Genomic DNA, 23,318 nt, shown 5'->3' with positions numbered 1-23,318 from the left:
TGGCCAGCTGTCCAAAGCAACGCGATGGTCGGCGACGCGGATTACATCGCGCAATCTTCGACTAGTTCGACCGCCCGGCTGGACTAACAGGACTAGCTCACCCTGTCTTGGCGCTCTTTTCTGTCACGAACAGGCGCCTCTAGGAAGGTGATCAGTGACCGTTCCAGAATCTCGAGGTCTTTCGTTTCGCATTGCCAAACGACGAGAACGTCCCAGCCTTGTGCCTCCAAAGTGAGGCGAGCTATTTCGTCACGAGCTACGTTTTTCTCAAACTTTTCCTGCCAAAAACTCTGGTTTGATTTTGGCGATGTCGCCTTTCTGCAACCCGCATGCCTATGCCAAAAGCAACCGTGAATAAAAACGATCTTTCTTCGCGATTTTAGGACCAAGTCGGGCTTTCCAGGCATTCTTGGATGATGAAGGCGATACCTGTATCCCAAGCGATGTAAAAGCCGTCTAACAATCAATTCGGGAGTGGTATCTTTCCCGCGAATCCTCGACATCAACCACGATCTACGATTTGGACTCAGCCTATCCAACGCTATTCCGCCGCTATTGGGGTTGCCTGAACCCTTGAATACATCAGACTGAGTAGCGCCCTTGATACAAAGGGGGAAACGCTATTTCCGACCATTCTGAAACTATGCCAAGCGGTAGGATGGAATCGGAACCAATCGGGAAAGCCTTGAAGCCTTGCGGCCTCTCTCACAGTGATGACTCTGGGTTCGCTTGGGTGTAGAGGTCTGACAGCTTGATAGGAACCTTTGTCCGGGCCGGTTCCGGCTCTTATGGTTGGAGCCTGCCCCAGCCACGCTAGGCGAGGATAACGTCCGACAGGGTCGGTCGCACCCTGCGCAACTTGAGCAAAGCGCGCGGATATCTTGGGGTCATGAGCAATCTTACGATGGCCAGTAGTGGTACGATTTCCCTCACCGCGCATTTTGGCCGCGTATTCTGAAATCTTGTCACTTTCGCCGTAAGTCCACTGATCGAAGCCCTCGACTACGCCAGCGCAACTCGCGTCAGTCAAATCAGAAATTGCATCCCTTACTGTTGAGGGCGGCAGGCGTGATTTAGTGATAGCGTCCACGCTGACTGGATCCACCGAATTTTTATCATAGCCAATCACAAAAATTCGGACCCTGCGGGTTGCAGCCCCATGGTCAGCAGCGTCAATTACCACAGGCCCGACTATTTCATAGTGGGAAGACGCCCTTTCTAGGCAGGCGTCAAGCAAGGGCCGGTTCTTTGGAAACAACAGGCCGCGAACGTTTTCCATAACGAAGAAGCGGGGCCTCGCTTCCATCACTATCCTGAAGAACGCCCAAAGCAGTTCGCGCCGAGGGTCTTCAGGATCCAGACGACCGATTGAGCTGAAACCTTGACAGGGCGGCCCCCCAACGATCCCATCGATCGGCTGCCCACCTGCCGCCTCGAGCACATCGCCGCCACTCATCGAATGAAGGTTGCTAAGAAGGAGTTTTCCACTGTTAAAATTCAGGCGATGCGAACTGGTCAGGATTGGATCTATATCGACGGACAACGGCACGGCAAATCCGGCTTCTCGTGCGCCCAAGCCCAAGCCCGAGCATCCGCAGAATAAGTCGACGATCCGTGGCCTGGACATATATGTGGAATTCATAAGCTTGATCAGCACTCTTGAGTAGCGTTAGACTAAGGCCCTTGAGGGGGCAAACAATGACCGAGGCGGCGCCGATTGACGCCATGCCGACGAAGCAGTTTTTCGTCGACATGTTAATACGAGATATACCGCTGGAGCGAGCGGTTCTTGACTTAGTTGACAATTGCATCGATGGCGCAAAGCGCCTCAGAGAACCGGCTGAACTCGATTTCTCTGGTCTGTGGGTCAAAATAGTTCTCAATGAACAATCGTTTGTGATCGAGGATAATTGCGGCGGCTTCGATATAGCGACCGCTCGCGACTATGCATTTCGTTTTGGGCGCCCAAAAGAAGCGCGGGTTACCCCATTTTCGATAGGCCAATTTGGCGTCGGAATGAAGCGCGCTCTTTTCAAATTCGGCAGAGAGTTTTCGATTCTATCAAAGACCCAAGACGAAAGCTGGTCGGTGAAGGTCAACGTGGACCTGTGGGAAAATGGACCAAGTTGGACGTTCGATTTCCTGACTTCTGACACCAACGCAAAGATACCGGAATCGGAATGGGGAACAAAGATCGAAGTTAGTCGGCTACGCCCCGAGGTATCGTCCAGATTCTCCACGCAGTGGTTCCAAAACCAACTATCGGAACTTATACGTGTCCATCAAAGGCAGTTTATAGCAAAGGGGTTAGAAATTCGGCTAGGTGGTGTAGCGCTTACTGCAGTAGACTTAAACTTCCTGACTGGAACGGTGACCCCTTCACTTGAAGAATATGAGGAAGTTTTTGATGGGGTTACAGTCAAAGTCAAGATTGTGGCTGGAGTAGGATATTCGTCTCCTCAGACATCCGGGTGGTATGTTGTCTGCAACGGTAGGGTGGTTATAGCAGCAGATAGAAGCGGTGAAACCGGCTGGGGCCGTGCTACTCCAGATAACCGAGATGTTCCAAAATTTCACAACCAGTTCGCACGCTTTCGCGGAATAATCTATTTTGATTGCACTTCTGCAGAACTGTTGCCTTGGAACACAACGAAAACGGGAATTGATGCAGACTCTCCCCTGTGGCAGCGTGCACTGGAGAAGATGATCACCAGTACTCGAACCGTGATTGATTTTTTAAACGACCTCGACAACGAGGCGTCCGACCAGGGCTCAGCTGGCCCGCTATCAAAGGCTCTGGCATCCGCTACGCCAATCCAAGCTGATCGAGTGACACAGAAGGCCACATTCAAAGCTCCCGACAAAGAGAAATTCTCGGGGCCAGTAATGAAACGGATCACATATTCTCGACCGGAGGCCCAACTACTTTCTTTGATGACTGCACTCGGGTTAAGCACAGCCAAAGCCGTGGGCGAACAAACATTTGATACCGTCTATCGGGACAAAGTAATCTGAAATGGCTGCAAGCTACCGCTCGATCGATTATAGCCTTAGACCAGGAAAATACGCCGAACGACGTATGATATCAGAGGCCATCGGCAAAGTTCATCCTTTTGGGGCCGTTAAAAGTTATAGATATATCGGTATGGGATCCCTTTGGTTTTCAGACTTTTCGCATTTTCATAAATCGCTAGGGATAGTCGATATGATCTCTATTGAGCGCGAGGTGGCTCATAAGCCGCGTTTCGAGTTCAATAAGCCGCTTGCATGCATACAACTGATCTTTAAAGACACCGCTGTAGCACTACCATCTTTGGATTGGACAGTACGAGCGATAACATGGCTCGACTATGACGACCGTCTGACTAAAGACATGCTTGAGGATACACGTGTAGTTGCTAGCAATGCCTGCCCCGGATCCGTTTTCGTCGTTTCTATTCAGGTAGAGGGCCCGCCCGTTTTCACCGCTCTGGATGATGATGGGGAAGAGGTGATCCGGGAAGTAGCGTCGGTGCAAGAACTTCGAGACAATTTCGGCGCTGGGCCAGTTCCAGCAGAAGCATTGGATTCGGACTTGCGCGGCTGGGCAAACGCAAAGCTCATTCGGCAGATGGTTAAGTCAACGATTGCAGCCGCTCTAGCAGCAAGAAATGTCGGCCGGCCTATTGATCAAAAGATTGAATTCGAGCAATTCGCCGCGTTTGAATACGCCGACGGAGCTAAGATGACCACCGTATGCGGCATCTTCGTCGACAGCGGGCAAAGAAATTTACTATCTTCCCGCGGTTTTAACGAGCTTAGTTTTTACAGGGCTGACGACGACGCAACCCGACTGGTCGTGCCAATATTGACACAGAGAGAGATGCGTCTGCTTGAAACCCGTTTGCCCGGAGATATCTCCCCCGCCCTTGGCGGAAATATAGTGCCGGGACGAGACGCAGAAGCATTTGCAAATCTCTATAGGTATCTTCCAAGCTTTGCTTCTCTCGAGGGCTAGCTCCTCAATCCCCCATCTTAAGCGCCTGAATAAACGCCTCCTGGGGAATATCCACCTTCCCAAACTGCCGCATCCGCTTCTTGCCTTCTTTCTGCTTGTCCAGCAGCTTGCGCTTGCGCGAGACGTCGCCGCCGTAGCATTTGGCGGTCACGTCCTTGCGCAGCGCCGAGATGGTTTCGCGGGCGATGACCTTGCCGCCGATGGCGGCCTGGATCGGGATCTTGAACAGATGGTGCGGGATCAGCTCCTTGAGCTTCTCGCACATCTGCCTTCCGCGCTTTTCCGCCGCCGTGCGGTGCACCAGCATCGACAGCGCGTCGACCGGCTCCTCATTGACCAGGATCGACATTTTTACCAGGTCGCCTTCCTTGTAGTCGGTCAAATGATAGTCGAAGGAGGCGTAGCCCTTGGAGATCGACTTCAGCCGGTCATAAAAATCGAAGACGACTTCATTGAGCGGCAGATCGTAAGTCAGCATGGCGCGCTTGCCGACATAGGAGAGGTCGGCCTGGACGCCGCGCCGGTCCTGGCAAAGCTTCAGGATGCCGCCGAGATAGTCGTCGGGGGTCAAAATAGTGGCGCGGATCCACGGCTCCTCGATGGCGGAGATTTTCACCACGTCGGGCATGTCGGCCGGGTTGTGCAATTCCTTCATCGAGCCGTCGTTGAGGAGCAGGCGATAGACCACGCTCGGCGCCGTGGCGATCAGGTCGAGGTTGAATTCGCGCTCCAGCCGCTCCTGGATGATTTCGAGATGCAGCAGCCCAAGGAAGCCGCAGCGATAGCCGAAGCCGAGCGCCGCACTGGTTTCCATCTCGAAGGAGAAGGAGGCGTCGTTGAGGCGCAATTTGCCGACCGCGGCGCGCAGATCCTCGAAATCGGCGGCGTCGACCGGGAACAGGCCGCAGAACACCACCGGCTGCGCCGGCTTGAAGCCGGGCAGGGCCTGCGCGGTCGTGCGCTTGTCCTCGGTGATGGTGTCGCCGACGCGGGTGTCGGCCACTTCCTTGATCGAGCCGGTGAAGAAGCCGAACTCGCCGGGGCCGAGCTCGTCGACATTGATGCGGGCAGGGGTGAACACGCCGGTGCGCTCGACCAGGTACTTGGCGCCGGTGCCCATCATGCGGATGGTCTGGCCCTTCTTCAGCACGCCGTCGATGACGCGCACCAGCACGATGACGCCGAGATAGGCGTCGTACCAGCTATCGACCAGCATCGCCTTCAAGGGGGCGGTCGCGTCGCCTTCGCGCGGCGGCGGCAATTGGTGGACGATGGCTTCCAGCACGTCGGGAATGCCCAAGCCGGTCTTGGCCGAGATCAGCACTGCGTTGGAAGCGTCGATGCCGATCACCTCCTCGACCTGCTCGCGGATGCGCTCCGGCTCGGCGGCCGGCAGGTCGACCTTGTTCAGCACCACGACGATCTCGTGGTTGTTGTCGATCGCCTGGTAGACATTGGCCAGCGTCTGCGCCTCGACGCCCTGGGAAGCGTCGACGACCAGCAGCGAGCCCTCGCAGGCGGCGAGCGACCGCGACACTTCATAGGCGAAGTCGACATGGCCGGGCGTGTCGATCAGATTGAGGATATAGTCCTCGCCATTGTTGGCACGGTACTTCAGCCGCACGGTCTGCGCCTTGATGGTGATGCCGCGCTCGCGCTCGATGTCCATCGAGTCCAGCACCTGCTCCTTCATGTCGCGCAGCTCCAGCCCGCCGGTGGACTGGATCAGCCGGTCGGCAAGCGTCGATTTGCCATGGTCGATATGGGCGACGATGGAGAAATTGCGGATGTGGTCGAGGGGCGTGCTCATGCGGCGGCTTTAGCAGGGGCGGCCAGCGGCGGCAAGGCTTGCGGCGCAAGGCCCGCCTTGGCCAACACAAAGCGATGAGCCAGCCCAAAAACCAACCTCGGCATGGGCAGGGATACGCGACCCTCGACGATCACAAACCGGTGAGCGCTGTAACGAAGCCGGTGCCGGCGGCGAAGTGGGGACATGACGGGCGCGCCGCGCCGTTACTCCATGGAGCAAGTCGATGTCGGGATCCAGGCGCAGCACGCGCATCGCACTGTCCGTAGCGCTGGCGCTCGCGGGTTCGCTCGGTGCCGCGGCCGCTCAGCCGCTCACCGTGGTCGAGCTGTTCACCAGCCAGGGCTGCTCGTCCTGCCCGCCAGCCAACGCCAATCTGATCAAGGTCAAGGACCAGCCCGGCGTATTGGCGCTGTCCTTCAACGTCACCTACTGGGATTATCTCGGCTGGAAGGACATTTTCGGCAAGCAGGAATTCACCCAGCGCCAGGTTTCCTACGAGCCGCCGCTCGGCCATGACGGGCCGTTCACGCCGCAAGTGGTGGTCAATGGCCATGCCGATGTCGTCGGCGCCGCACCCGGCGAGATCGAACATCTGATCGCGGCAAGCGGCCAGGTCAGCGGCCCATCGCTGTCGCTCGACGGCGGCAAGGCCAGCATAGGCGCTGGCGCCGCACCCGGCGGCAAGGCCGATGTCTGGCTGGTGCGCTATGCCAAGGGCGTCGTCCAGGTGCCGGTGGCGCGCGGCGAAAACAGCGGCCGCACCTTGCCGCACGCCAATGTCGTGCACGCGCTGACGAAGCTCGGCAGCTGGACCGGCGGCGCCACGGCCTATCCGCTGCCCGCCGCCTCCGGCGGCCTCAGCACCGCCGTGCTGGTGCAATCGCCGGGTGGCGGCCCGATCCTGGCCGCCGCCACAGACTGAATTCGCAGGATCTGCGCTGAATTGCGCAAACGCCGCGTGAGGTCCGCGAGAATCCGGCAGCCGACAGGGCGCACACCATCATCCTCCATCCAACACCCCCCGGGAGACAATCATGACCTTCCTTTCCCGCCTGACGCTGCCCGCGCTCGCCTTTGCCTTGTGCTCGACGGCGCTGTTGGCCGGCGGCATTGCCCGCGCCGACGACGCCACCAACGCCATGAAACCCGCCGCCAATGCGATGAAGCCTGCGCCGGATGCAATGAAACCGGCAACGGATGCGATGAAGCCGGCCGATCCGATGGCCACCAACGCCATGAAGCCCGCGGTGGACGCAATGAAACCGACGGCGGACGCGATGGCTCCGGCCAACTAGCTGGCCGTCAATGCCGCACGCGAATGCGAGGCGCCGCAGCAACTCATGGCGCCCCCGTACGTGATCCAATAGACTGATCCCAATGGAAGCCACAGGAGAGCAACCATGACCGACATCAAATCTTCCAAACGTTCGACCGGCTTTGTTCGGGGCGCGCTGGCCGCCGCCGCCCTCGCCGTCACAGGCGCCGCCTTCTGGCTCACCCCCGCCGTTTCCGCCGAGGACGCGGTGGTGACCCCGCCGCCGGCGATGGATGAGAAGGCAGTCGCAGGCAGCGAAAAGGCAATCTTCGCCGGCGGTTGTTTCTGGGGCGTGCAGGGCGTGTTCCAGCACGTCAAGGGCGTCAGCAAGGCCGTCTCCGGCTATACTGGCGGCGACAAGGATTCAGCAGTCTATGAAACGGTCGGCACCGGCCGCACCGGCCATGCCGAATCCGTCGAGATCACCTACGACCCTTCTAAGGTCACCTACGGCCAGCTGCTGCAGGTCTATTTCTCGGTCGCCCACAACCCGACCCAGCTGAACTACCAGGGGCCGGACTCAGGCACGCAGTACCGCTCGACGATTTTTGCCGAGAACGACGCGCAGAAGAAGATCGCGCAGAGCTACATCGCCCAGCTCGAGCAGGCCAAGGTGTTCCCGAAACCCATCGTCACCACGCTGGAGACCGGCAAGACCTTCTATCCGGCCGAAAACTACCATCAGGACTTTTTGACGCTGAACCCGACCTATCCCTACATCGTCTACAACGACCTGCCCAAGGTGGCGAACCTGAAGCAACTGTTCCCGGCGCTGTACAGCGAGAAGCCGGTGCTGGTGCTTTCGGCGAGCAACTGACGAGGTTTATCTCCCCCCTCGAGGGGGAGATGGCCGGCAGGCCAGAGGGAGTCGGTCCGACCGGGCGCGGCCTCCTGCGGCAGATGAAGGGCCTCCTGCGGCAGATGAAGGTTGGCACTCCACGTCCGGCGACCCCCTCTGTCGCCTTCGGCGACATCTCCCCCTCGAGGGGGGAGATTGCAGGCACACCTCAATCGTAAGTCAGGTCGGTCGCCTTGCCGCCGAACACCCGGTAGGCATAGAACGAATAGAAGATGATGATGGGCAGCACGACCACGGTGCCAGCCAGGATGATGGCCAGGCTTTCGGGTGCCGAGGCCGCCTGCCAGATGGTCAGGCGATCAGGCACCACGAACGGGTAGAACGACCAGGCGAGACCGGCAAAGCCGAGCGCGAAGATGGTGGCCAGCGCCAGGAACGGCGTCAGCGCATGACGGTCGTCGGGCTTCGGCAGGTGGAAGGTCTGCCGCCACAGCCACAGGAACAGCAGCGCCGACAGAATCGGCAGCGGCGACAGATAGAGCATCGAGGGCCAGACGAACCATTTGTCGAAGATGCGCGGACTGGCGAACGGTGTCGCCAGCGACACGGCGGCCATGCCGAGCGCGGTCAGCACCAATGTGGTGCGCAGCCAGCGCACCGCCTTCTTCTGCAACTCGCCTTCGGTCTTGTAGATGACCCATGCCGCACCCATCGCCGCGTAAGCGGCGGCCAGGCAGAACGCCACCAGCACGCCGAACGCCACGCCGCCAGGGCCGACATCGAGGCCGAGCACATAGACGCCCAGCATGTATCCCTGCGCCAGCGAGGCGATGAGCGAGCCAAGGAAGAAAATACGGTTCCAACGGTGCTTGCGTTCGGTCGGCACCTTGGCGCGGAAATCGAAGGCGACGCCGCGCAGGATAAGCCCGACCAGAAGCACGAAAACGGGAATGTAGAGCGCTGTCAAAATGACGCCATGCGCCAGCGGGAAGGCGACCAGCAGCAGGCCGACCGCCAGTACCAGCCAGGTCTCGTTGGCGTCCCAGAACGGGCCGATGGCTGCGATCATCGTGTCCTGCTCTGCATCTTCCGCCGCGGCGAACAGGATGCCGATGCCCAGATCGAAACCATCGAGGATGACGTAAATCAGAATGGCGAGGCCCATCAGGCCGGCGAAGATGAGGGGGAGCAGGGTCGGCCAGTCATAGGTCATCTTTCTCTCCTACTCGCCAGCCGCCGGCTGCGACATCGGTCTGTTGAGCACGCCCGGCAGTGGCGAGGTGTCGCCGTCCTTGGCCGCCTTCAGCGCCAGGTGGACCAGAACGCCGAGATAGGCGATCAGCAAAAGCACGTAGAGAATGAGATAGGTCGCCAGCGTCAGCGCGACATGGCTGCCCGCCACCGGGCCGACGGCATCGGCGGTCCTCAGCACGCCCGTCACCAGCCACGGCTGGCGGCCGATCTCGGTGGTGTACCAGCCGGCCAGCGTCGCCAGCCAGCCCGACAGCGCCATCGGCACCATCAGCAAGGCGAGCGGCTTCGGCAGGCCGTGGCGGCGCTTGAGAAAGAAGGCCGCCGACCACGACACGAGGAGCATCAGGATGCCGGTCCCGACCATGATGCGAAAACCCCAGAACACCGGGAACACCGGCGGATGGTTGCCCGGAAAATCGTTCAGCCCAGGCACCACGCCGCTGGTGCTGTGCCGCAGCACCAGGCTGGCCCCATCGGGGATGGCGAGTTCGAACCTGTTTTCCTTCGCCGCCTCGTCAGGCAGGGCGAACAGAACCAGCGGCACGTTGGGACCGGTGTTCCAATTGGCTTCCATGGCGGCGATCTTCTGCGGCTGATGCTCCAGCGTGTTCAGCCCATGCTGGTCGCCGGCGAAGATCTGGATCGGGATCAGGATGGCGGCGGTGAAGACGCCGGTGCGCAGCGCCTTCCACATCGATTCCGAGCGGTCGCCATAGAGGTAACGCAGCGCCGACAGGCCGGCGATCAGGAACGACACCGTCAGGCCGGAGGCGAGCAGCATGTGCACCAGCCGGTAAGGCATGGACGGATTGAAGATGATCGCCCACCAGTCGACGGCATGCGCCACGCCGTCCCGTATCTCGAAGCCGGCCGGCGTTTGCATCCAGGAATTGAGCGCGATGATCCAGAAGGCCGAGACGGTGGTGCCGCCCGCCACCAGCACCGTCGCCAGCGTATGGATCCGGTTGGAGACGCGGCGGAAGCCGAACAGCATGATGCCGAGGAACGCCGCTTCGAGGAAGAAGGCGGTCAAGATCTCGTAAGCCAGCAGCGGCCCGGCGATGTTGCCGACCTTTTCCATATAGCCCGGCCAGTTGGTGCCGAACTGGAAGCTCATGGTGACGCCGGAAACAACGCCCATGGCGAAGGACAGCGCGAACACCTTCACCCAGGTGAAATAGGCCCGCATCCAGGCGGAATCGTTGGTCGCATTGTAGCGCAGCTTGAAGAACAGCAGCACCCAGCCAAGCGCAATGGTGATCGTCGGAAACAATATATGGAACGAAATATTCGCGCCGAATTGCATGCGCGACAATATGAGCGGGTCCATGGTGGGCTCCGGCTGCTTCTAATGTTTTAAAACAATAATCCCGGCGCCGATCGAGGTCAAAGCGGCGTCCCGCCGCGAGGCGGAACGCCGCAGCGCTCGGCCAAGATGACGCATGCGTGCCGCGCTGACCTCTATTTGTCTTTTATCCATGGCAACGGCCGACCTGCGTCGATTGTCGAGAACTGTCAGCAACGGCATTGACTTCCGGTTGCAGGCAACGACATTCGGCCTATATCAAGGGACCTCTTTCAAGCAGCCGTTTTCAGCCATGCCTTCCATTCTGTCCATTTCCGGGGTCTCCAAGACCTACGCCACCGGCTTCACGGCGCTGAAGCAGGTCGATCTCGACATCCGGCGCGGCGAGATCTTCGCGTTGCTGGGGCCGAACGGCGCCGGCAAGACGACGCTGATCTCGATCGTCTGCGGCATCGTCAACCGCTCGTCGGGCACGGTCACCGTGGACGGCCACGACATCAACAAGGATTACCGTGCCGCGCGCAGCCTGATCGGCCTGGTGCCGCAGGAGCTGACCATCGACGCTTTCGAGAGCGTCTGGGCGACCGTAAACTACAGCCGCGGCCTGTTCGGCAAGCCGGCCAACCCGGCCTTTGTCGAGAAGGTGCTTCGCGACCTGTCGCTGTGGGACAAGAAGGACGCCAAGGCGATCACCCTGTCGGGTGGCATGAAGCGGCGGCTGATGATCGCCAAGGCTCTGTCGCATGAGCCGCGCATCCTGTTCCTCGACGAGCCGACCGCCGGTGTCGACGTCGAGCTGCGCCAGGATATGTGGGCAATGGTGCGCCGGCTGCGCGAGGACGGCGTCACCATCATCCTCACCACCCATTATATCGAGGAAGCCGAGGCCATGGCCGACCGCGTCGGCGTCATCAATCGTGGCGAGCTCGTCCTCGTCGAGGACAAGGCCGAACTGATGCGCAAGCTTGGCCGCAAGCGGCTGGTGCTGGAACTGCGCAGCCCGCTGACGGCCATTCCGGAAGCCTTCTCGAACTACGCGCTGGAACTGTCGCCGGATGGCGGGCAGCTGACCTATACCTATGACAACCAGGCCGAGCGCCCCGGCGTCGCCTCGCTCATCCGCGATCTCGAGGCCGGCGGCATCCAGTTCCGCGACATCGACACGCAAAACAGCTCGCTCGAGGAGATCTTCGTCAATCTGGTGAGGAGAGAGGCATGAACCCGCGCGCGGTCATGAATCTTCGTGCGGTATGGGCGATCTACCGGATGGAAATGGCACGCGCCTTTCGCACCGTGCTTCAAAGCATAGTCTCGCCGGTCATCTCGACATCGCTCTATTTCGTCGTCTTCGGCTCGGCCATCGGCTCGCGCATCACCGAGATCGACGGCATCAGCTACGGCGCCTTCATCGTGCCGGGGCTGATCATGCTGTCGCTTCTGACGCAGTCGATCTCCAACGCCTCCTTTGCCATCTACTTCCCGAAATTCGTCGGCTCGATCTACGAGCTTCTGTCGGCGCCGGTTTCCTATCTGGAGATCGTCATCGCCTATGTCGGCGGTGCGGCGACCAAGTCGATCATCCTCGGCCTGATCATCCTGGCCACCGCCTCGCTGTTCGTGCCGCTCCACATCGAACATCCGTTCTGGATGCTCGCCTTCCTGGTCTTGACGGCGATGACATTCAGCCTGTTCGGTTTCATCATAGGCATCTGGGCGAAGAGCTTCGAGCAGCTGCAGCTGGTGCCGCTGTTGATCATCACGCCGCTGACCTTCCTAGGCGGCAGCTTCTATTCGATCAACATGCTGCCCGGCGTCTGGCGCACGGTGACGCTGTTCAATCCGGTCGTCTATCTGATCAGCGGTTTCCGCTGGAGCTTTTACGGCAAGTCCGATGTCTCGGTCGGCATCAGCCTCGGCATGACTGTCGTGTTCCTGGCTGTCTGCATAACGATCGTGGCGTGGATATTCAGGACCGGTTACCGGCTAAGGAACTGACGGATCGGCCGAGCGCTAAGCGCTACGCGGCTGCCTTCCTGCTCGCCGGCGGATCCCCTAAACGGCCTTGACCAACCGCAGCAGCCCCAGCATCTCGACATATGTCCCCTTGCGGAAGGCGATATAGGTCGGCTCCTCGACGCTATGGAAGCGGCGCTTGAACGCCGCCTGACCCTGCAGGTTGAACCTGCGGCGGTTCACCCATGGCGAATCATAGGCGCGCTGGAAGGTATTGCGCCAGAAGTCGCTTTCGGCAAATCCGCTTGGTCCGATGTCGACCAGCGGCGACAGGCCGAGCGTGACCACCGAGATGCCTTCCTCGCGAAAACGATCGACGGCGAATTTGGTCAGTCCGATCTCGGCATGCGGCGAGGCGTCGATATGCTTGCGCTTGAAGGCGGTGGTGTAGCCGATGACCTTGCCGTCGGCAAACAGAGGGTCGAAGTCGAGCAGGGCGATCAGGTCGCCGTCCGGACCGTGCAGGACGAAGCGGCGCATATCGGTGCCGAGATGATCGGCGAACGGACGGTTGAGAAAGCCCATCTCCCAGCGCTTGACGATACGGTCGCCGCGCCAGTTCTCGGACAACCGGGCGATCTCGTCGAGGCAGATCGTGCGCTTGTCCTCTTCGAACGAAAACCCCTTCTTCGACAGCCAGCGCTCGGAATAGCGCACGGTCTCGTTGCGCTTGCCGGAAAAATCATGCTCGGGCAGGATGAGGCGGGTGTCGATGCCCAGCCGGTTGATCTTGTAGCCGAGCCCAGCCAGCACGCGTGCCGTCTGCTCACCGATCTGCACGAACCACGGGTCGCCGGCGCTCTCGACAAAGCGTCTGATATAGTCGGGCCTACGGGCCGGAGCCGTCACCGGGTCGCCAAGCGCGAAATGATGCTTCATCTTGGTGCCGAAGGCGATATAGCCGTCCGCGTCGCCGAAATAGGAGAGCTTGCCCTGCACGGCGGTGGAATAGGCGAGCGAGAAGTCGCCATGGCGACGCACCAGCGCCAGGCGTTCGACATGCGTCAGCGCCAGGCGCTCGACCTTGGGCGAGGCACCCTCGAGGACTTTGTCGAAATAGACTCGCAAGGAGGGCATGGTCGAGATTCCGCGTGCCGTCTATGGCGCGACGTGCCGGTGGACACGCAAGACACGCCATCGCGCCTTGATTTCTCGCAGGAAGCCGAACGCCGATTGCTGGTTTCCTGCGTCGGTAACGAGATCCCCAGCCCCAGACCTCGAATCAATCACATTGCCGCGACCTGATTATCGCCGATGCCGCTGATATGCCATATAGGGGCTGCATGTATTCGGACAAAACCGCCATCCCACCCTATGCCATTGTTTTGGCGACATTTTCATAGCACCGTGTTTGCGCTAGGCGGCGGGCATGCTCCGGAGCGCAAGCGCGACCCGGCGCCGCTCTCGAAAAACAGGAGCGATTTGCTGTATGGGTTCTGCGCGAGTTTCTACAGCGTCCTGCGAACCTTGCGGGGCGAAGGTCGAATGAAGGTTCAAGGGCGAATGGCTGACACGACACTCAGGCTGGAGGTGGACCTGCCGATAAGCATCGAGCCTGCGATCGTCATCGGCGCGGGTGCTGCCGGGCTGGCAGCGGCGCAGGCATTGATCCGGGCCGGAGTGCCGGCGACGATCCTGGAAAAGGAGAGCCGGCTGGCCGAGCCCTGGCATCGGCGGCATCAGCAACTGCGCCTCAACACCCACCGCGATCTCTCCGCACTCCCCGGCCTTGCCTATCCCGCGGGCACTCCCGCGTTTCCGGACAGAGCGGCCGTCATCCGCCACATGAACGATTTCAGGGAAGCGAACCGTCTGCCGGTGCAGTTCGGCGTCGTGGTCAAGGAAATCGCGTTCAAGGGCGATCACTGGGCCTTGTCGACCAGCGGGGAACCGCGCTTGGCGCGACACGTCGTCATCGCCACCGGGCGCGACAAGCAGGCGTTCATTCCCGAATGGGAAGGGATGAAGGTTTTCGCCGGACGGGTCATCCATTCCGCGGACTTCGGTGACATGAAGAACTATGCGGGTAAGAAAGTACTGGTCGTGGGCGCCGGCAATTCTGGCTTCGACGCGCTCAACCATCTGGCCGGCGTCGACACGGCCGCCCTCTGGCTTTCGGCACGCAACGGCCCCGCTTTGCTCCCCAAGCGCATCGCCAAGGTCGCCGTGCACCGGCTTTCGCCGTTCATGGCGCGCTTGCCTTTGCGTGTCGCCGATGCGGTGATCGCCATCACACAACGTCTCGTTTTTGGCGACCTGACCAAATTCGGCATGCCGCCCGCGCCGACGGGCGGCGCCAGCCGCCTGATCACGGACTATACCGCGATCGCCGCCGACGAGGGAGCCGTCAGCGCCATCAAATCAGGCAAGATCACCGTGGTGCCATCAATACGGGAGTTCACCCGCGACGGCGTGATCCTGGCCAATGGCAGCCTGATCGATCCCGACATTGTCATTGCCGCGACAGGCTACCGCACTGGGCTGGAGCAGATGGTCGGTCATCTCGGCGTGCTCGACGGCAAGGGCGTCCCGCTCTTCAATGGCGGCCAAGCCGACCCGAAACTCCCCGGTCTGTGGTTCACCGGCATGCGGCCGAGCATCCGCGGCTGCTTCGCCAATGCCAGCATTTTGGCAAAGGCGATTGCCAGGGAGATTGCCGGTTCCGGCCTTAAGCAGTCTGGCGCTTGACGCTAATCGATGCCCGGCTTTCTTCCGTCACAACACGGGCAGAAGTGCCTGGCAGGACAATGAGGGGCAGCGCCAGCGTCGACAGGTGGGTGTCTTCAGCGCTGGCGCAAACCGTGGGCAGATTCACCAATGCCGCTCCCTCGGATCGCACCGGGATCAAACCGCGATTTTGCCGCCCCCCTGTTTGGTGATGGCGACTACCGCCGGCCGCACCGGCATGTCGGGCTTGAAGTCCGGCCAACGGGTTGACAGGTCCTCATAATAGGACGGGCGGCCGAATGCCTCCCAGTCCTCGCCGCCGTCGCCCGGATGCTGGACGGCGACGAAGGCGGTCTGGTCGTCGGGCGCAAACAAAGGTCCGCACATTTCGGCGCCGATCGGTACCCGGAAGAACAGTTTTGACGTCGCTCGCGCGGCGCCCTCCGTGTCCACGGCCCACAGGCCATCGGTGCGGCCTGTGGCCTTCGGGCCCTGACCGTCGGTGGCGACCCACAGGCGGCCGGCCGAATCGACCGCGCAATTATCGGGCATGCCGAACCAGCCATTCGCCGTCGTCGCGGTCGAGAAGGTGGCGCCGACATCGGCGACGGAAGGATCGCCGCATTTGAGCAGCACTTCCCACTTGCCCTTGGTGGCGGCGAAATCGCCATCATCCTCGGCGATCTCGATGATGTGCCCGAAAGCATTCCCAGCGCGCGGATTGGCGGCATCGACCTGGTCGGCCTTGCGCTTGGAATTGTTGGTCAGCATGACATAGACCTTGCCGTTGACGCCATTGGGCTGGATGTCCTCGGGCCGGTCCATCTTGGTGGCGCCGAGCAAATCGGCGGCGCGGCGCGTTTCGATCAGCACGTCGGCCTGGCTGGCAAAGCCGTTCTCGGCCGTCAGCGGGCCTTGGCCGAAAACGATCGGCAGCCATTCGACAGAACCGTCCTCGGCGAATTTGGCGACATGCAGCGTGCCGTCGTCGAGAAGGTCCTTGTTAGCCGCGCGGTCATTGGGATCGAACTTACCCGCGGTGACGAACTTGTAGACATAGTCGAAGCGCTCGTCGTCGCCGAGATAGAACACGACGCGGCCGTCCCTGGCGACGATCGATTCGGCGCCCTCATGCTTGAAGCGGCCCATGGCGGTGCGCTTCCTCGGCACCGAGGTCGGATCGTCGACATCGACCTCGACGATCCAGCCGAAGCGATTGGGCTCGTTCGGCTCTTTCGAAATGTCGAAGCGGTCGTAATGCGCGCCCCATTCGTAAGCGCCTTCAGGGATGCCGAGGCGCTTGTAGTTGGCGGCTTCCTTGTGGCCTTCGGGCAGTTCGCCGGAAAAGTAGCCATGGATGTTCTCCTCGGCCATCACATAGGTGCCCCACGGCGTGACGCCGCCGGCGCAGTTATTGACGGTGCCGAAAACCTTGGTGCCGGACGGGTCGGCATTGGTCTTGACGCGGTCGTGGCCGGCGACCGGGCCTGACAGGGCCATCTCGGTGTTGGAGGTTATGCGCCGGTTGAGCTTGCCGTCGCGCACCACCTGCCACTTGCCCGATACCTTGCGGATCTCGACGATGGTGCCGCCATGGGCCGCCATCTCGACATCGACCTGCTCCTTGCTGAGCGGCGCGACCTCGGCCGACTTCTTGCCGTCCTTCTCGACGATCGTGACGATCCCCGGGAACATCAGATGCGGGTTGGTGTATTCATGGTTGACGACCAGCAGGCCGTGCTCGGCCGAGCCGTCGATCTCGATGTAGCCGACATAATCATTGTTGTAGCCGAACTGTCTCGCCTGGGCCTGCGCCGACTGTTTGGTCGGGTCGAATTCCGGCGAATCGGCAAACAGCGGATCGCCCCAGCGCAGCAACACATCGGCATCGTAGCCCGGCGCCACATGGTGCTTGTCATCGATGCCGGCTTCGAGCTCGTCGAAAGAAAAGGCGGAGCCTTCCGCGGCGCGGGCTTTGCCGGCGCTGACCAACGCCAGCGGGCTGACGGTGGCGGCGATCGCCGAGACCGCCAGCGACCCCTTCAGGAAACCCCGGCGAGAAAACCGCGCGGCGATGATCTCGCCCATGGTGCGGTTGTCGGTCGGGTTGATGGCCGGGCCGTCGTTTTCCTCGAGCAGGCTGGTGCGGAATCGGGCGTCGGGGGTGCGATGTTCGGTCATGCGAGACTTGCCTCTAGCTTTGGGGTGGCTGGATCTTGTTGCCTGTTCGACGCCTTACAGTCGCCTGGTCACACTTTCGTGACATTGAGAGCCGCGTTCAACCGCATTCCTGCACAAGCGCGCACCGTAGGGTCCAGGCCCTGGTCAGGTCAGGCAAAAAGTCCCTTTCTTCCTGTCTGGGATGATCTTGGATGGATCGCTCCGATCTCCTCACGAGGCGGGCTCGCGCGTATGCGACATAGGACTTTGGTCCAACCTTGCGCTGGCAAAGGTCCTGGTAGACAACCGCAACGGTCGGAGGCCGCTTCCGGACGCCACTGCTTTCGGCGATGTTCGTTGCAACTGCGAGGTTGACCGTGGGCGCCGGCTCAATCGACGGAGATCAAGAAATGCACGGATCGATCATGGGCCGCTGTCGGCGACTGGCGCTCGGATCGGCCTCCGCGCTGGTCCTGACTCTCGCTCCCTATCAAATTGCCCTGCACGGCTCCGCTGCGGGGATCCACGTCGCCAGCGCACAAGCAGCTGGTGGTCGGGGCGGTGGCAGTGGTGGCGGCGGCGGTGGTGGGAGCGGTGGCAATAATGGAAATAGCGGCAACAGCGGCGGCAATTCCGGAACCAATGGCGGCTCGGGAGCCGGCAAGGGCCAGAACAACAATGGCAAGAGCCATGTCGACGCCAAGACCCGCGACCGCGTCGACGTGCAAGGCAACGAGATCACGGTCCGTCATCCCGACGGCATAACGGAAAAGATCGAGAACGGCCGTTTCAGGATGGAAGATGCACTCGGTCGCACGATCATCGACCGCCGGGCCACCCCGGCCGATGTCAGCCGCCTCAAGAGCTTGTGAAGCCGGCCAACAGGCAACGGTCAGCTTCACACGTCACCTCCGCCGCCCCCGGCGGAGGTGACCTCGTTCAAATTGGCGTTTACGCGATCTCCGGCATCGCGATGGCAAAAAGCGCTACGAGGGGTTCCTGTCGCGGTCGCGCGACTCGCGCATCATCAGGGCCGCCTCGGTTCGGTTCCGCACTTTGAGCTTCGACAGCACGCCGGTCATGTGATGCTTGACGGTCTTCTCCTGCAGCTCCAGTCGCAAGGCGACTTCCTTGTTGCTGAGCCCCTCCGCCACCAGCCGCAGGATTTCCGTCTGCCGCTCGGTGAGTTGCCGCAGCCGGTCCGCCATGCCGTTGGCGGGCTGCTGGGACTGGAGATCCGAAAGCAGCCGTGCCGACAGCATTGGCGACAGATAGCTCTCTCCGTCCGCCACGTTGCGCAGGATGTCGGCCAGCGCACGTGATCCGACGCCTTTGAGGACATAGCCTCGCACGCCTGCGTTCAGAGCCCAGGTAACATCGGCATTGGTCTCGGAAACGGTCAGCATGACGATCTTCTGGGCGGGATGGCTGGCGAGGATGTTCGCGACCGCGGCCAGGCCGCCACCCGGCATGGAGATGTCGAGCAGCAGTATGTCTGGCCGCACCGTCGAGACGATGCGTTCTGCATCCTGCGCCGTGGCGCCCTCGCCGGCCATTTCGAAGCCTCCGATCTCCGACAGGCTGCGCGTCACGCCTTCGCGAAAAAGGGGATGATCGTCGATTATTGCAATGCGAATGGGTCCGATCATGCTTGCTCCTCGACTGATAACCTGATCACCAATCGCGTACCTTGCGGCCCGGTCAAGGTTTCGAACTGGCCGCCGATGCTTTCGACCCGCTCTCTCAGGCCGGCGAGCCCCAGGCCTTCTGCCCGTGCCGGGTCGAAGCCTGGTCCGCCGTCCGATACTTCGACGAAAAGCCTGCCACCTTTCATCCCGGCGCGCACCGCCTGATCCTTGCCCCGGCCGTGCCGATACGCATTGTTCAGCCCTTCCTGCACGAAACGGTAGATGCTGATCTTCTCCGAGGCGCCGGGCTCGGGCAAGGGTTCGGCCAGCGTCAGCGTCACCGCCGTTCCTGTCCTGCGCTCGTGTTCGTTGACGGCCAACCGCAGGATATCCGCCGCCGCCGCCGTCTCGATCTGCGGCAGGACGAGGCCGTTGCAGATGCCGCGTATCTCGCGCATCGCGTCTTCCAGCGTCTTGCGGATCATCGCGACCTCGGTCGAACGGCTTTCGCTCCATTGGCCGTCGCCGGAAAATACCGGACTGTCCATGCGCAATGCCGCCAGGGCCACGAGTTGGGCCGGGCCGTCATGGAGGTCGGCACCGATGCGGCGCAGATATCGCTCGTTGAGTGCGGTGGCGCGACGAGACGCCCGCTGCACGCGCTGCCGCAAGGCACTGTTCTGCGTCACCAGGCCCTGCAGCTCCGAAACCTGGCGGCGCAAAGCCCTGCGCTGGTCGTCTATGGTGCGGCTGCCGCGCAGGACGATGCCCGACAGAAGCAGAAGCGCCGCCAAGGTCGCGCTAGCCACGATCAGCCAGCTTGACAGGAGGGCGGAAGCGAGGGTCGCCTGGAAGTCATCGGCGATTTCATAGAATTCGGTTACGGCCACGACCTCGCCCGACCAGGGCTCGCGCACCGGATTGTAGATCTCCAGCAATGGTACGCCAGCAGCCCTTTCCTCGTTTTCGTCGGCGTCGAACGTGTTGAATTCGGCGACGACATTGCCTTGGAAAGCAGACCGCAGATTATCGCTTGGATCGAAGCGGCGTCCTATCAAGGCCGATTCTTTCGCATACAGAATCGTGCCGTCGCGGCGCCAGAGCTTGAACGATGCGAGGCGCTTGCCAAGCGCGCCTTGGCCGAGCGTCTCGTCGAGCGCCTGCTTGGCGGAATCGCTGAGCTCCTGGCTCTTGCGCAAGTCGGGCAACAGCGGCGCGATCACGCTATCGACGTAGAGCGCCGTCGTGGCGGCCGAATTGCGGATGACGCCGTCGCGGATCTGCGTGGTCACCCAGGCGCCCACCACCAGCATGACCGCCAGGAGGCCAAATCCGCCGGCAAGCACGAATTGCAGGGCAAGGGAAAGCTCGCTCCAGCGCCGCGCCAAGTTCTGAAGAATGCGTGTCATGGACCCCTGACCGCCCTCGATCGACAGTTGGGCGATATCCGTACATTGGGCTTCAGTCTTGCTGTTGCCAAGACCTTCATTCTCCCGACGTTGCTTGACGTTCCGGCAGGCTTCGGAAACAAGGGCTGCGGCACACGCGGCGCGGGCCGCTTCGAGAGGGGACGGGACTTGAGTTTTTCGGGATTGCTGCAGCTTGGCTTTTCAACCATCATTTTCCTGTTCGCCGCGACTGCCGCCAAGCAATGGGGTCTGGCGCCGAGCCTTGGCAAGATCCTGCTGACGCTTGCGCTCTATTCGCTCGGCAATCTGATCATGCTGCGGCTGATCCGTGAATTCGGCATGTCGGTTTCGTTCAGCCTGTCGGCGGTTATCCAGCTCGTGTCGGTCAATGTCGTGGCGCTCGTGTTCTTCGGCGAGCGCGTCAATGCGCTGCAGGCCACCGGCATCGTGCTGGCAATCGCCGCAGTGGCGCTGATCACGCTCGGGCCCTATCTGCAAGGACGGCTATAACGGGCGACCTGCAATGAAGAATGCCGCGAATGCTCTGCTCAACCGCATCGAATTCCCGGTGTTGCTGGCCGGCCTGGTCATAGCCGGCGGGTTGTGGGGCCTCGTCGAGTTGATGGAACTGGCGCGGACTGCCACGCCGCATGCCTTCGACACCGAAATCCTGCTTGCCTTCCGTCAGGCCGGCCAACCCGGACTCCCGATCGGCCCGCCATGGCTGGAAGGGGCGATGCGCGACATCACCAGCCTCGGCAGCGCCAGCGTGCTGGTGCTGATCACGGCGGCGACCATCATCTATCTGCTGCTGATCCGCAGGCCCGGAACGGCGCTGCTCATCTTTGTGGCGGTGGCTGGCGGCCAGGTGCTGTCAAGCCTGCTGAAGGTCGGTGTCGACCGGCCGCGACCCGAGCTCGTTTCACATCTGGTCACCGAGACCTCGCTGTCTTTCCCGAGCGGCCACGCCATGCTGTCGGCGGTGACCTATCTCACGCTCGGCTCGCTCGCGGCTCGCTTCCTGCACGGCCGGACCACGAAAATCTATGTGTTGTCGCTCGCCGTGTTGACGGCGGTGCTGGTCGGCGTCAGTCGCGTCTATCTCGGCGTTCACTGGCCATCGGATGTGCTGGCCGGCTGGTGCGCCGGCTTCGCCTGGGCGATGCTGTGCTGGTTGGCGGCTCGGTTCCTGCAGCGGCGCAAGGTGGTGGACGGCGACAGCGCCTGACCGCCCTCGGGCTCCCCATCAGATCAATCTGTTGATCCCGCAGCCCGCCAGCAGGAAAACCACCGACAGCAAGCATGCCGATGTCATCAAGGCCCTGAAAATGTTCAACCGCGTTACCCCCGCCCCAGATGAAAGCAACTTAGCTCGCAAAGCTCGGGAGTATCAAGAAAAATGGAGGGCGCGGCGCACAAGGCGAAGCGCGCCGGCGTCCGCTTCATCATATCAGGCGCCTCGCCGCAGATACGCCGCATGCTGATCAATCACGGTGTCAAACGGCCGTTGGTGACCTACGCCGCCTCGATCCGCGACGCGCGGGCGCAGCTGAAAGGAAAACTGGAGACACAGTAGCGACCGGGATTTTGCCCGGCCGGGGTACGTGCGCACCAACGGAGATGCGGCGCACCCCGACCATTGCTTTGCAAGGCCCGAATGGCTAGTTGGACAGCGGCCCCTTAGTGAGGGTAACCTTGTCGCCCGAGCGCGAGATTTCCAGGCTTTGCCCAGCTTCGCCCAATTTGCCTGGCACGGATATAGTGGCCGATTCATTATCGGCGAGAGTGGCCGAGAAACGCACGGGCGCAGCCTCACCGTCCGCCATCGTCGTGACAACCTGATAGGCGCTATCCGTGCTGGTGTAGTAGATCACCCCATGAAAGCGGCCAAGGTCGACGCTCTCCCCCGTCATGGCGGACAGTTCGCCGGCATGCAGGGGAGAAGCTATCAGCAAGAATGCCGCCAGGCCTCCGGCAAAGTTACGCAGTGCGGTGCTCCGTTTGGCGTGTTCCGCTCTCGGCTGGTCCGCGGGGACATGATGTGGCGACTGTCTATGGGCAAAGGCTAGGCGGGTTCCGACTTCATTGGCGACGGTGTTCATGACGGGCTCCTATGTTGACAGTGTTAACTTATGGGCATTGACATAAGCCCTGAAGTAGGCGATGTCAACATATGTTTTCACTGACAACTTTGAGGCTGATATGCAGGACACGACCAATCGGCCCTATCACCACGGCGACCTGAGGCGCGAGATCATCGAGACCGCGATGGCGATGCTGCACGAGGACAAGGGCTGGCAGTTCACTCTGCGGGAAGTGGCGCGCCGCGCCGGCGTCAGCCATGCCGCTCCCTACAAGCACTTTCCGGACAAAGCCGCCCTGCTTGCCGAAATGGCGCTGCTGGGATTCGAAGGGTTGCACAAGGCAATGACGACCGCGAAGGCAAAAGGGCCAGGTCCCTTGCGGGATGAATTCTTCGCCGTTGGGCGGGCCTATGTTCGGTTCGGAACCTCAAATCCAGGCCTCTACCGGCTCATGTTCAGTGCGGAAGCCGGCAAGGCGGTGAACGTGCATTTGAGCGAAAGCGCACTCGCCGTGTTTGGCGTGGTAACCGAATTGCTGGAGCGGGGCCAGGCCGAGGGGGTGCTGCGCAAGCGCGACGTGCGGGGTCGCGCGGCAGCCTGCTGGGCACAGATGCATGGCATCACCATGTTGACCATGGAAGGTTTGTTCCAGCTCGAAAAGGTCGGCCCGGATCCCCTGGATGCCGCCCTCACCACGCTGCTTGAAGGGCTGGAGAACTGACCTGCTTGTCGGACCGCGTAGGGCGCGCAACCTTCGCCGCATCGCGCCGTGTTCGAAACGATCAGCCGCACTAGGGGTTGTTGAGAATCAGGATTCCACTTTCGCCCTTTGAGTGATTCAAGCCTCATTTTGGAGGTTTTGATGATTCGAACGGT

The 23,318-nt window shown here is 61.3% G+C and carries 22 protein-coding genes and 1 pseudogene; 13 read left to right on the top strand and 10 right to left on the bottom strand.

What is annotated here, in order from left to right; all coding sequences use genetic code 11:
- Window positions 1-92 precede the first annotated feature (92 nt).
- On the bottom strand, window positions 93-539 hold the full coding sequence (locus NKJ26_RS17330; protein WP_352696286.1) for a very short patch repair endonuclease: 447 nt from the start codon (window positions 537-539) through the stop codon (window positions 93-95).
- Window positions 540-541: 2 nt separating this feature from the next.
- Window positions 542-1,627, bottom strand: a complete 1,086-nt coding sequence (locus NKJ26_RS17325) for a DNA cytosine methyltransferase (RefSeq protein WP_352696355.1) — start codon at window positions 1,625-1,627, stop codon at window positions 542-544.
- Between the two features lie 71 nt (window positions 1,628-1,698).
- Between NKJ26_RS17325 and NKJ26_RS17320 the strand changes: the two genes are divergently transcribed.
- The gene (locus NKJ26_RS17320; protein WP_352696285.1) at window positions 1,699-3,015 is read left to right on the top strand and encodes an ATP-binding protein; all 1,317 of its coding nucleotides are present in this window, start codon (window positions 1,699-1,701) and stop codon (window positions 3,013-3,015) included.
- Window position 3,016: 1 nt separating this feature from the next.
- Window positions 3,017-3,997: an O-methyltransferase gene (locus NKJ26_RS17315; RefSeq protein ID WP_352696284.1), complete on the top strand. Its 981-nt coding sequence runs from the start codon at window positions 3,017-3,019 to the stop codon at window positions 3,995-3,997.
- 4 nt (window positions 3,998-4,001) lie between these two features.
- Here NKJ26_RS17315 and lepA read toward each other — a convergent pair whose 3' ends face one another.
- On the bottom strand, window positions 4,002-5,807 hold the full coding sequence (gene lepA / locus NKJ26_RS17310) for a translation elongation factor 4 (RefSeq protein ID WP_352696283.1): 1,806 nt from the start codon (window positions 5,805-5,807) through the stop codon (window positions 4,002-4,004).
- A 223-nt stretch (window positions 5,808-6,030) separates the two neighbouring features.
- On the opposite strand from lepA, the gene NKJ26_RS17305 reads away from it, so the two are divergent.
- The 3 genes from NKJ26_RS17305 (at window position 6,031) to msrA (ending at window position 7,939) form a co-directional block, all read left to right on the top strand.
- Window positions 6,031-6,729, top strand: a complete 699-nt coding sequence (locus NKJ26_RS17305) for a DUF1223 domain-containing protein (protein ID WP_352696282.1) — start codon at window positions 6,031-6,033, stop codon at window positions 6,727-6,729.
- A 112-nt stretch (window positions 6,730-6,841) separates the two neighbouring features.
- Entirely contained in the window at window positions 6,842-7,102 is a 261-nt protein-coding gene (locus NKJ26_RS17300) for a hypothetical protein (RefSeq protein WP_352696281.1), read from the top strand.
- Window positions 7,103-7,207: 105 nt separating this feature from the next.
- Window positions 7,208-7,939, top strand: coding sequence for a peptide-methionine (S)-S-oxide reductase MsrA (msrA, locus tag NKJ26_RS17295; RefSeq protein ID WP_352696280.1), 732 nt, complete (start codon window positions 7,208-7,210; stop codon window positions 7,937-7,939).
- 190 nt (window positions 7,940-8,129) lie between these two features.
- Here msrA and NKJ26_RS17290 read toward each other — a convergent pair whose 3' ends face one another.
- Window positions 8,130-9,134 (bottom strand): cytochrome d ubiquinol oxidase subunit II, encoded by a 1,005-nt coding sequence (locus NKJ26_RS17290; RefSeq protein WP_352696279.1) that lies wholly within the window; start codon window positions 9,132-9,134, stop codon window positions 8,130-8,132.
- A 9-nt stretch (window positions 9,135-9,143) separates the two neighbouring features.
- Window positions 9,144-10,505 (bottom strand): cytochrome ubiquinol oxidase subunit I, encoded by a 1,362-nt coding sequence (locus tag NKJ26_RS17285; protein ID WP_352696278.1) that lies wholly within the window; start codon window positions 10,503-10,505, stop codon window positions 9,144-9,146.
- A 268-nt stretch (window positions 10,506-10,773) separates the two neighbouring features.
- On the opposite strand from NKJ26_RS17285, the gene NKJ26_RS17280 reads away from it, so the two are divergent.
- The gene (locus tag NKJ26_RS17280) at window positions 10,774-11,700 is read left to right on the top strand and encodes an ABC transporter ATP-binding protein (protein WP_352603677.1); all 927 of its coding nucleotides are present in this window, start codon (window positions 10,774-10,776) and stop codon (window positions 11,698-11,700) included.
- 14 nt (window positions 11,701-11,714) lie between these two features.
- On the top strand, window positions 11,715-12,476 hold the full coding sequence (locus NKJ26_RS17275) for an ABC transporter permease (RefSeq protein WP_352696354.1): 762 nt from the start codon (window positions 11,715-11,717) through the stop codon (window positions 12,474-12,476).
- 57 nt (window positions 12,477-12,533) lie between these two features.
- On the opposite strand, the gene NKJ26_RS17270 is transcribed toward NKJ26_RS17275, so the two are convergent.
- Complete coding sequence (locus NKJ26_RS17270; RefSeq protein WP_352696277.1) at window positions 12,534-13,571, bottom strand: phosphatidylglycerol lysyltransferase domain-containing protein; 1,038 nt, start codon at window positions 13,569-13,571, stop codon at window positions 12,534-12,536.
- Window positions 13,572-13,997: 426 nt separating this feature from the next.
- Here NKJ26_RS17270 and NKJ26_RS17265 point away from each other — a divergent pair, with 426 nt between their 5' ends.
- Window positions 13,998-15,182, top strand: a complete 1,185-nt coding sequence (locus tag NKJ26_RS17265; protein WP_352696276.1) for a flavin-containing monooxygenase — start codon at window positions 13,998-14,000, stop codon at window positions 15,180-15,182.
- A gap of 156 nt (window positions 15,183-15,338) precedes the next feature.
- Here NKJ26_RS17265 and NKJ26_RS17260 read toward each other — a convergent pair whose 3' ends face one another.
- On the bottom strand, window positions 15,339-17,342 hold the full coding sequence (locus NKJ26_RS17260) for a PhoX family protein (RefSeq protein ID WP_352696275.1): 2,004 nt from the start codon (window positions 17,340-17,342) through the stop codon (window positions 15,339-15,341).
- A 356-nt stretch (window positions 17,343-17,698) separates the two neighbouring features.
- On the opposite strand from NKJ26_RS17260, the gene NKJ26_RS17255 reads away from it, so the two are divergent.
- Window positions 17,699-18,193, top strand: coding sequence for a hypothetical protein (locus tag NKJ26_RS17255; RefSeq protein WP_352696353.1), 495 nt, complete (start codon window positions 17,699-17,701; stop codon window positions 18,191-18,193).
- Between the two features lie 114 nt (window positions 18,194-18,307).
- Here the strand turns inward: NKJ26_RS17255 and NKJ26_RS17250 are convergent, their stop codons facing one another.
- The gene (locus tag NKJ26_RS17250; protein ID WP_352603667.1) at window positions 18,308-18,970 is read right to left on the bottom strand and encodes a LuxR C-terminal-related transcriptional regulator; all 663 of its coding nucleotides are present in this window, start codon (window positions 18,968-18,970) and stop codon (window positions 18,308-18,310) included.
- Window positions 18,967-20,358, bottom strand: coding sequence for a sensor histidine kinase (locus NKJ26_RS17245; protein WP_352603665.1), 1,392 nt, complete (start codon window positions 20,356-20,358; stop codon window positions 18,967-18,969). Before NKJ26_RS17245 ends, NKJ26_RS17250 begins: the two co-directional genes overlap by 4 nt.
- 168 nt (window positions 20,359-20,526) lie before the next feature.
- On the opposite strand from NKJ26_RS17245, the gene NKJ26_RS17240 reads away from it, so the two are divergent.
- From NKJ26_RS17240 to NKJ26_RS17230, 3 genes and pseudogenes are all read left to right on the top strand, one after another.
- Window positions 20,527-20,868: a hypothetical protein gene (locus tag NKJ26_RS17240; protein WP_352603663.1), complete on the top strand. Its 342-nt coding sequence runs from the start codon at window positions 20,527-20,529 to the stop codon at window positions 20,866-20,868.
- 13 nt (window positions 20,869-20,881) lie between these two features.
- Entirely contained in the window at window positions 20,882-21,586 is a 705-nt protein-coding gene (locus NKJ26_RS17235) for a phosphatase PAP2 family protein (RefSeq protein ID WP_352696274.1), read from the top strand.
- Window positions 21,587-21,757: 171 nt separating this feature from the next.
- A pseudogene (locus tag NKJ26_RS17230) lies at window positions 21,758-21,934 on the top strand (SulP family inorganic anion transporter); the annotation flags it as partial.
- Between the two features lie 85 nt (window positions 21,935-22,019).
- Here NKJ26_RS17230 and NKJ26_RS17225 read toward each other — a convergent pair.
- Window positions 22,020-22,460 (bottom strand): hypothetical protein, encoded by a 441-nt coding sequence (locus tag NKJ26_RS17225; RefSeq protein ID WP_352696273.1) that lies wholly within the window; start codon window positions 22,458-22,460, stop codon window positions 22,020-22,022.
- 100 nt (window positions 22,461-22,560) lie between these two features.
- On the opposite strand from NKJ26_RS17225, the gene NKJ26_RS17220 reads away from it, so the two are divergent.
- Entirely contained in the window at window positions 22,561-23,163 is a 603-nt protein-coding gene (locus NKJ26_RS17220) for a TetR/AcrR family transcriptional regulator (RefSeq protein WP_352696272.1), read from the top strand.
- Window positions 23,164-23,318 lie beyond the last annotated feature (155 nt).

This window comes from Mesorhizobium sp. M0152 (assembly GCF_040322415.1).
In the GTDB taxonomy this organism is placed as follows: domain Bacteria; phylum Pseudomonadota; class Alphaproteobacteria; order Rhizobiales; family Rhizobiaceae; genus Mesorhizobium.
Note: the sequence above shows the minus strand (reverse complement) of the source record. Positions and strands in the feature narration are given on the sequence as shown.

Excerpts from the sequence above, each read along its gene's own strand:
- NKJ26_RS17325 (WP_352696355.1), bottom strand. The coding sequence starts at position 1,627 with ATGTCCAGGCCACGGATCGTCGACTTATTCTGCGGATGCTCGGGCTTG.
- NKJ26_RS17320 (WP_352696285.1), top strand. The coding sequence starts at position 1,699 with ATGACCGAGGCGGCGCCGATTGACGCCATGCCGACGAAGCAGTTTTTC.
- NKJ26_RS17315 (WP_352696284.1), top strand. The coding sequence starts at position 3,017 with ATGGCTGCAAGCTACCGCTCGATCGATTATAGCCTTAGACCAGGAAAA.
- lepA (WP_352696283.1), bottom strand. The coding sequence starts at position 5,807 with ATGAGCACGCCCCTCGACCACATCCGCAATTTCTCCATCGTCGCCCAT.
- NKJ26_RS17305 (WP_352696282.1), top strand. The coding sequence starts at position 6,031 with ATGTCGGGATCCAGGCGCAGCACGCGCATCGCACTGTCCGTAGCGCTG.
- NKJ26_RS17300 (WP_352696281.1), top strand. The coding sequence starts at position 6,842 with ATGACCTTCCTTTCCCGCCTGACGCTGCCCGCGCTCGCCTTTGCCTTG.
- msrA (WP_352696280.1), top strand. The coding sequence starts at position 7,208 with ATGACCGACATCAAATCTTCCAAACGTTCGACCGGCTTTGTTCGGGGC.
- NKJ26_RS17290 (WP_352696279.1), bottom strand. The coding sequence starts at position 9,134 with ATGACCTATGACTGGCCGACCCTGCTCCCCCTCATCTTCGCCGGCCTG.
- NKJ26_RS17285 (WP_352696278.1), bottom strand. The coding sequence starts at position 10,505 with ATGGACCCGCTCATATTGTCGCGCATGCAATTCGGCGCGAATATTTCG.
- NKJ26_RS17280 (WP_352603677.1), top strand. The coding sequence starts at position 10,774 with ATGCCTTCCATTCTGTCCATTTCCGGGGTCTCCAAGACCTACGCCACC.
- NKJ26_RS17275 (WP_352696354.1), top strand. The coding sequence starts at position 11,715 with ATGAATCTTCGTGCGGTATGGGCGATCTACCGGATGGAAATGGCACGC.
- NKJ26_RS17270 (WP_352696277.1), bottom strand. The coding sequence starts at position 13,571 with ATGCCCTCCTTGCGAGTCTATTTCGACAAAGTCCTCGAGGGTGCCTCG.
- NKJ26_RS17265 (WP_352696276.1), top strand. The coding sequence starts at position 13,998 with ATGGCTGACACGACACTCAGGCTGGAGGTGGACCTGCCGATAAGCATC.
- NKJ26_RS17260 (WP_352696275.1), bottom strand. The coding sequence starts at position 17,342 with ATGACCGAACATCGCACCCCCGACGCCCGATTCCGCACCAGCCTGCTC.
- NKJ26_RS17250 (WP_352603667.1), bottom strand. The coding sequence starts at position 18,970 with ATGATCGGACCCATTCGCATTGCAATAATCGACGATCATCCCCTTTTT.
- NKJ26_RS17245 (WP_352603665.1), bottom strand. The coding sequence starts at position 20,358 with ATGACACGCATTCTTCAGAACTTGGCGCGGCGCTGGAGCGAGCTTTCC.
- NKJ26_RS17235 (WP_352696274.1), top strand. The coding sequence starts at position 20,882 with ATGAAGAATGCCGCGAATGCTCTGCTCAACCGCATCGAATTCCCGGTG.
- NKJ26_RS17225 (WP_352696273.1), bottom strand. The coding sequence starts at position 22,460 with ATGAACACCGTCGCCAATGAAGTCGGAACCCGCCTAGCCTTTGCCCAT.
- NKJ26_RS17220 (WP_352696272.1), top strand. The coding sequence starts at position 22,561 with ATGCAGGACACGACCAATCGGCCCTATCACCACGGCGACCTGAGGCGC.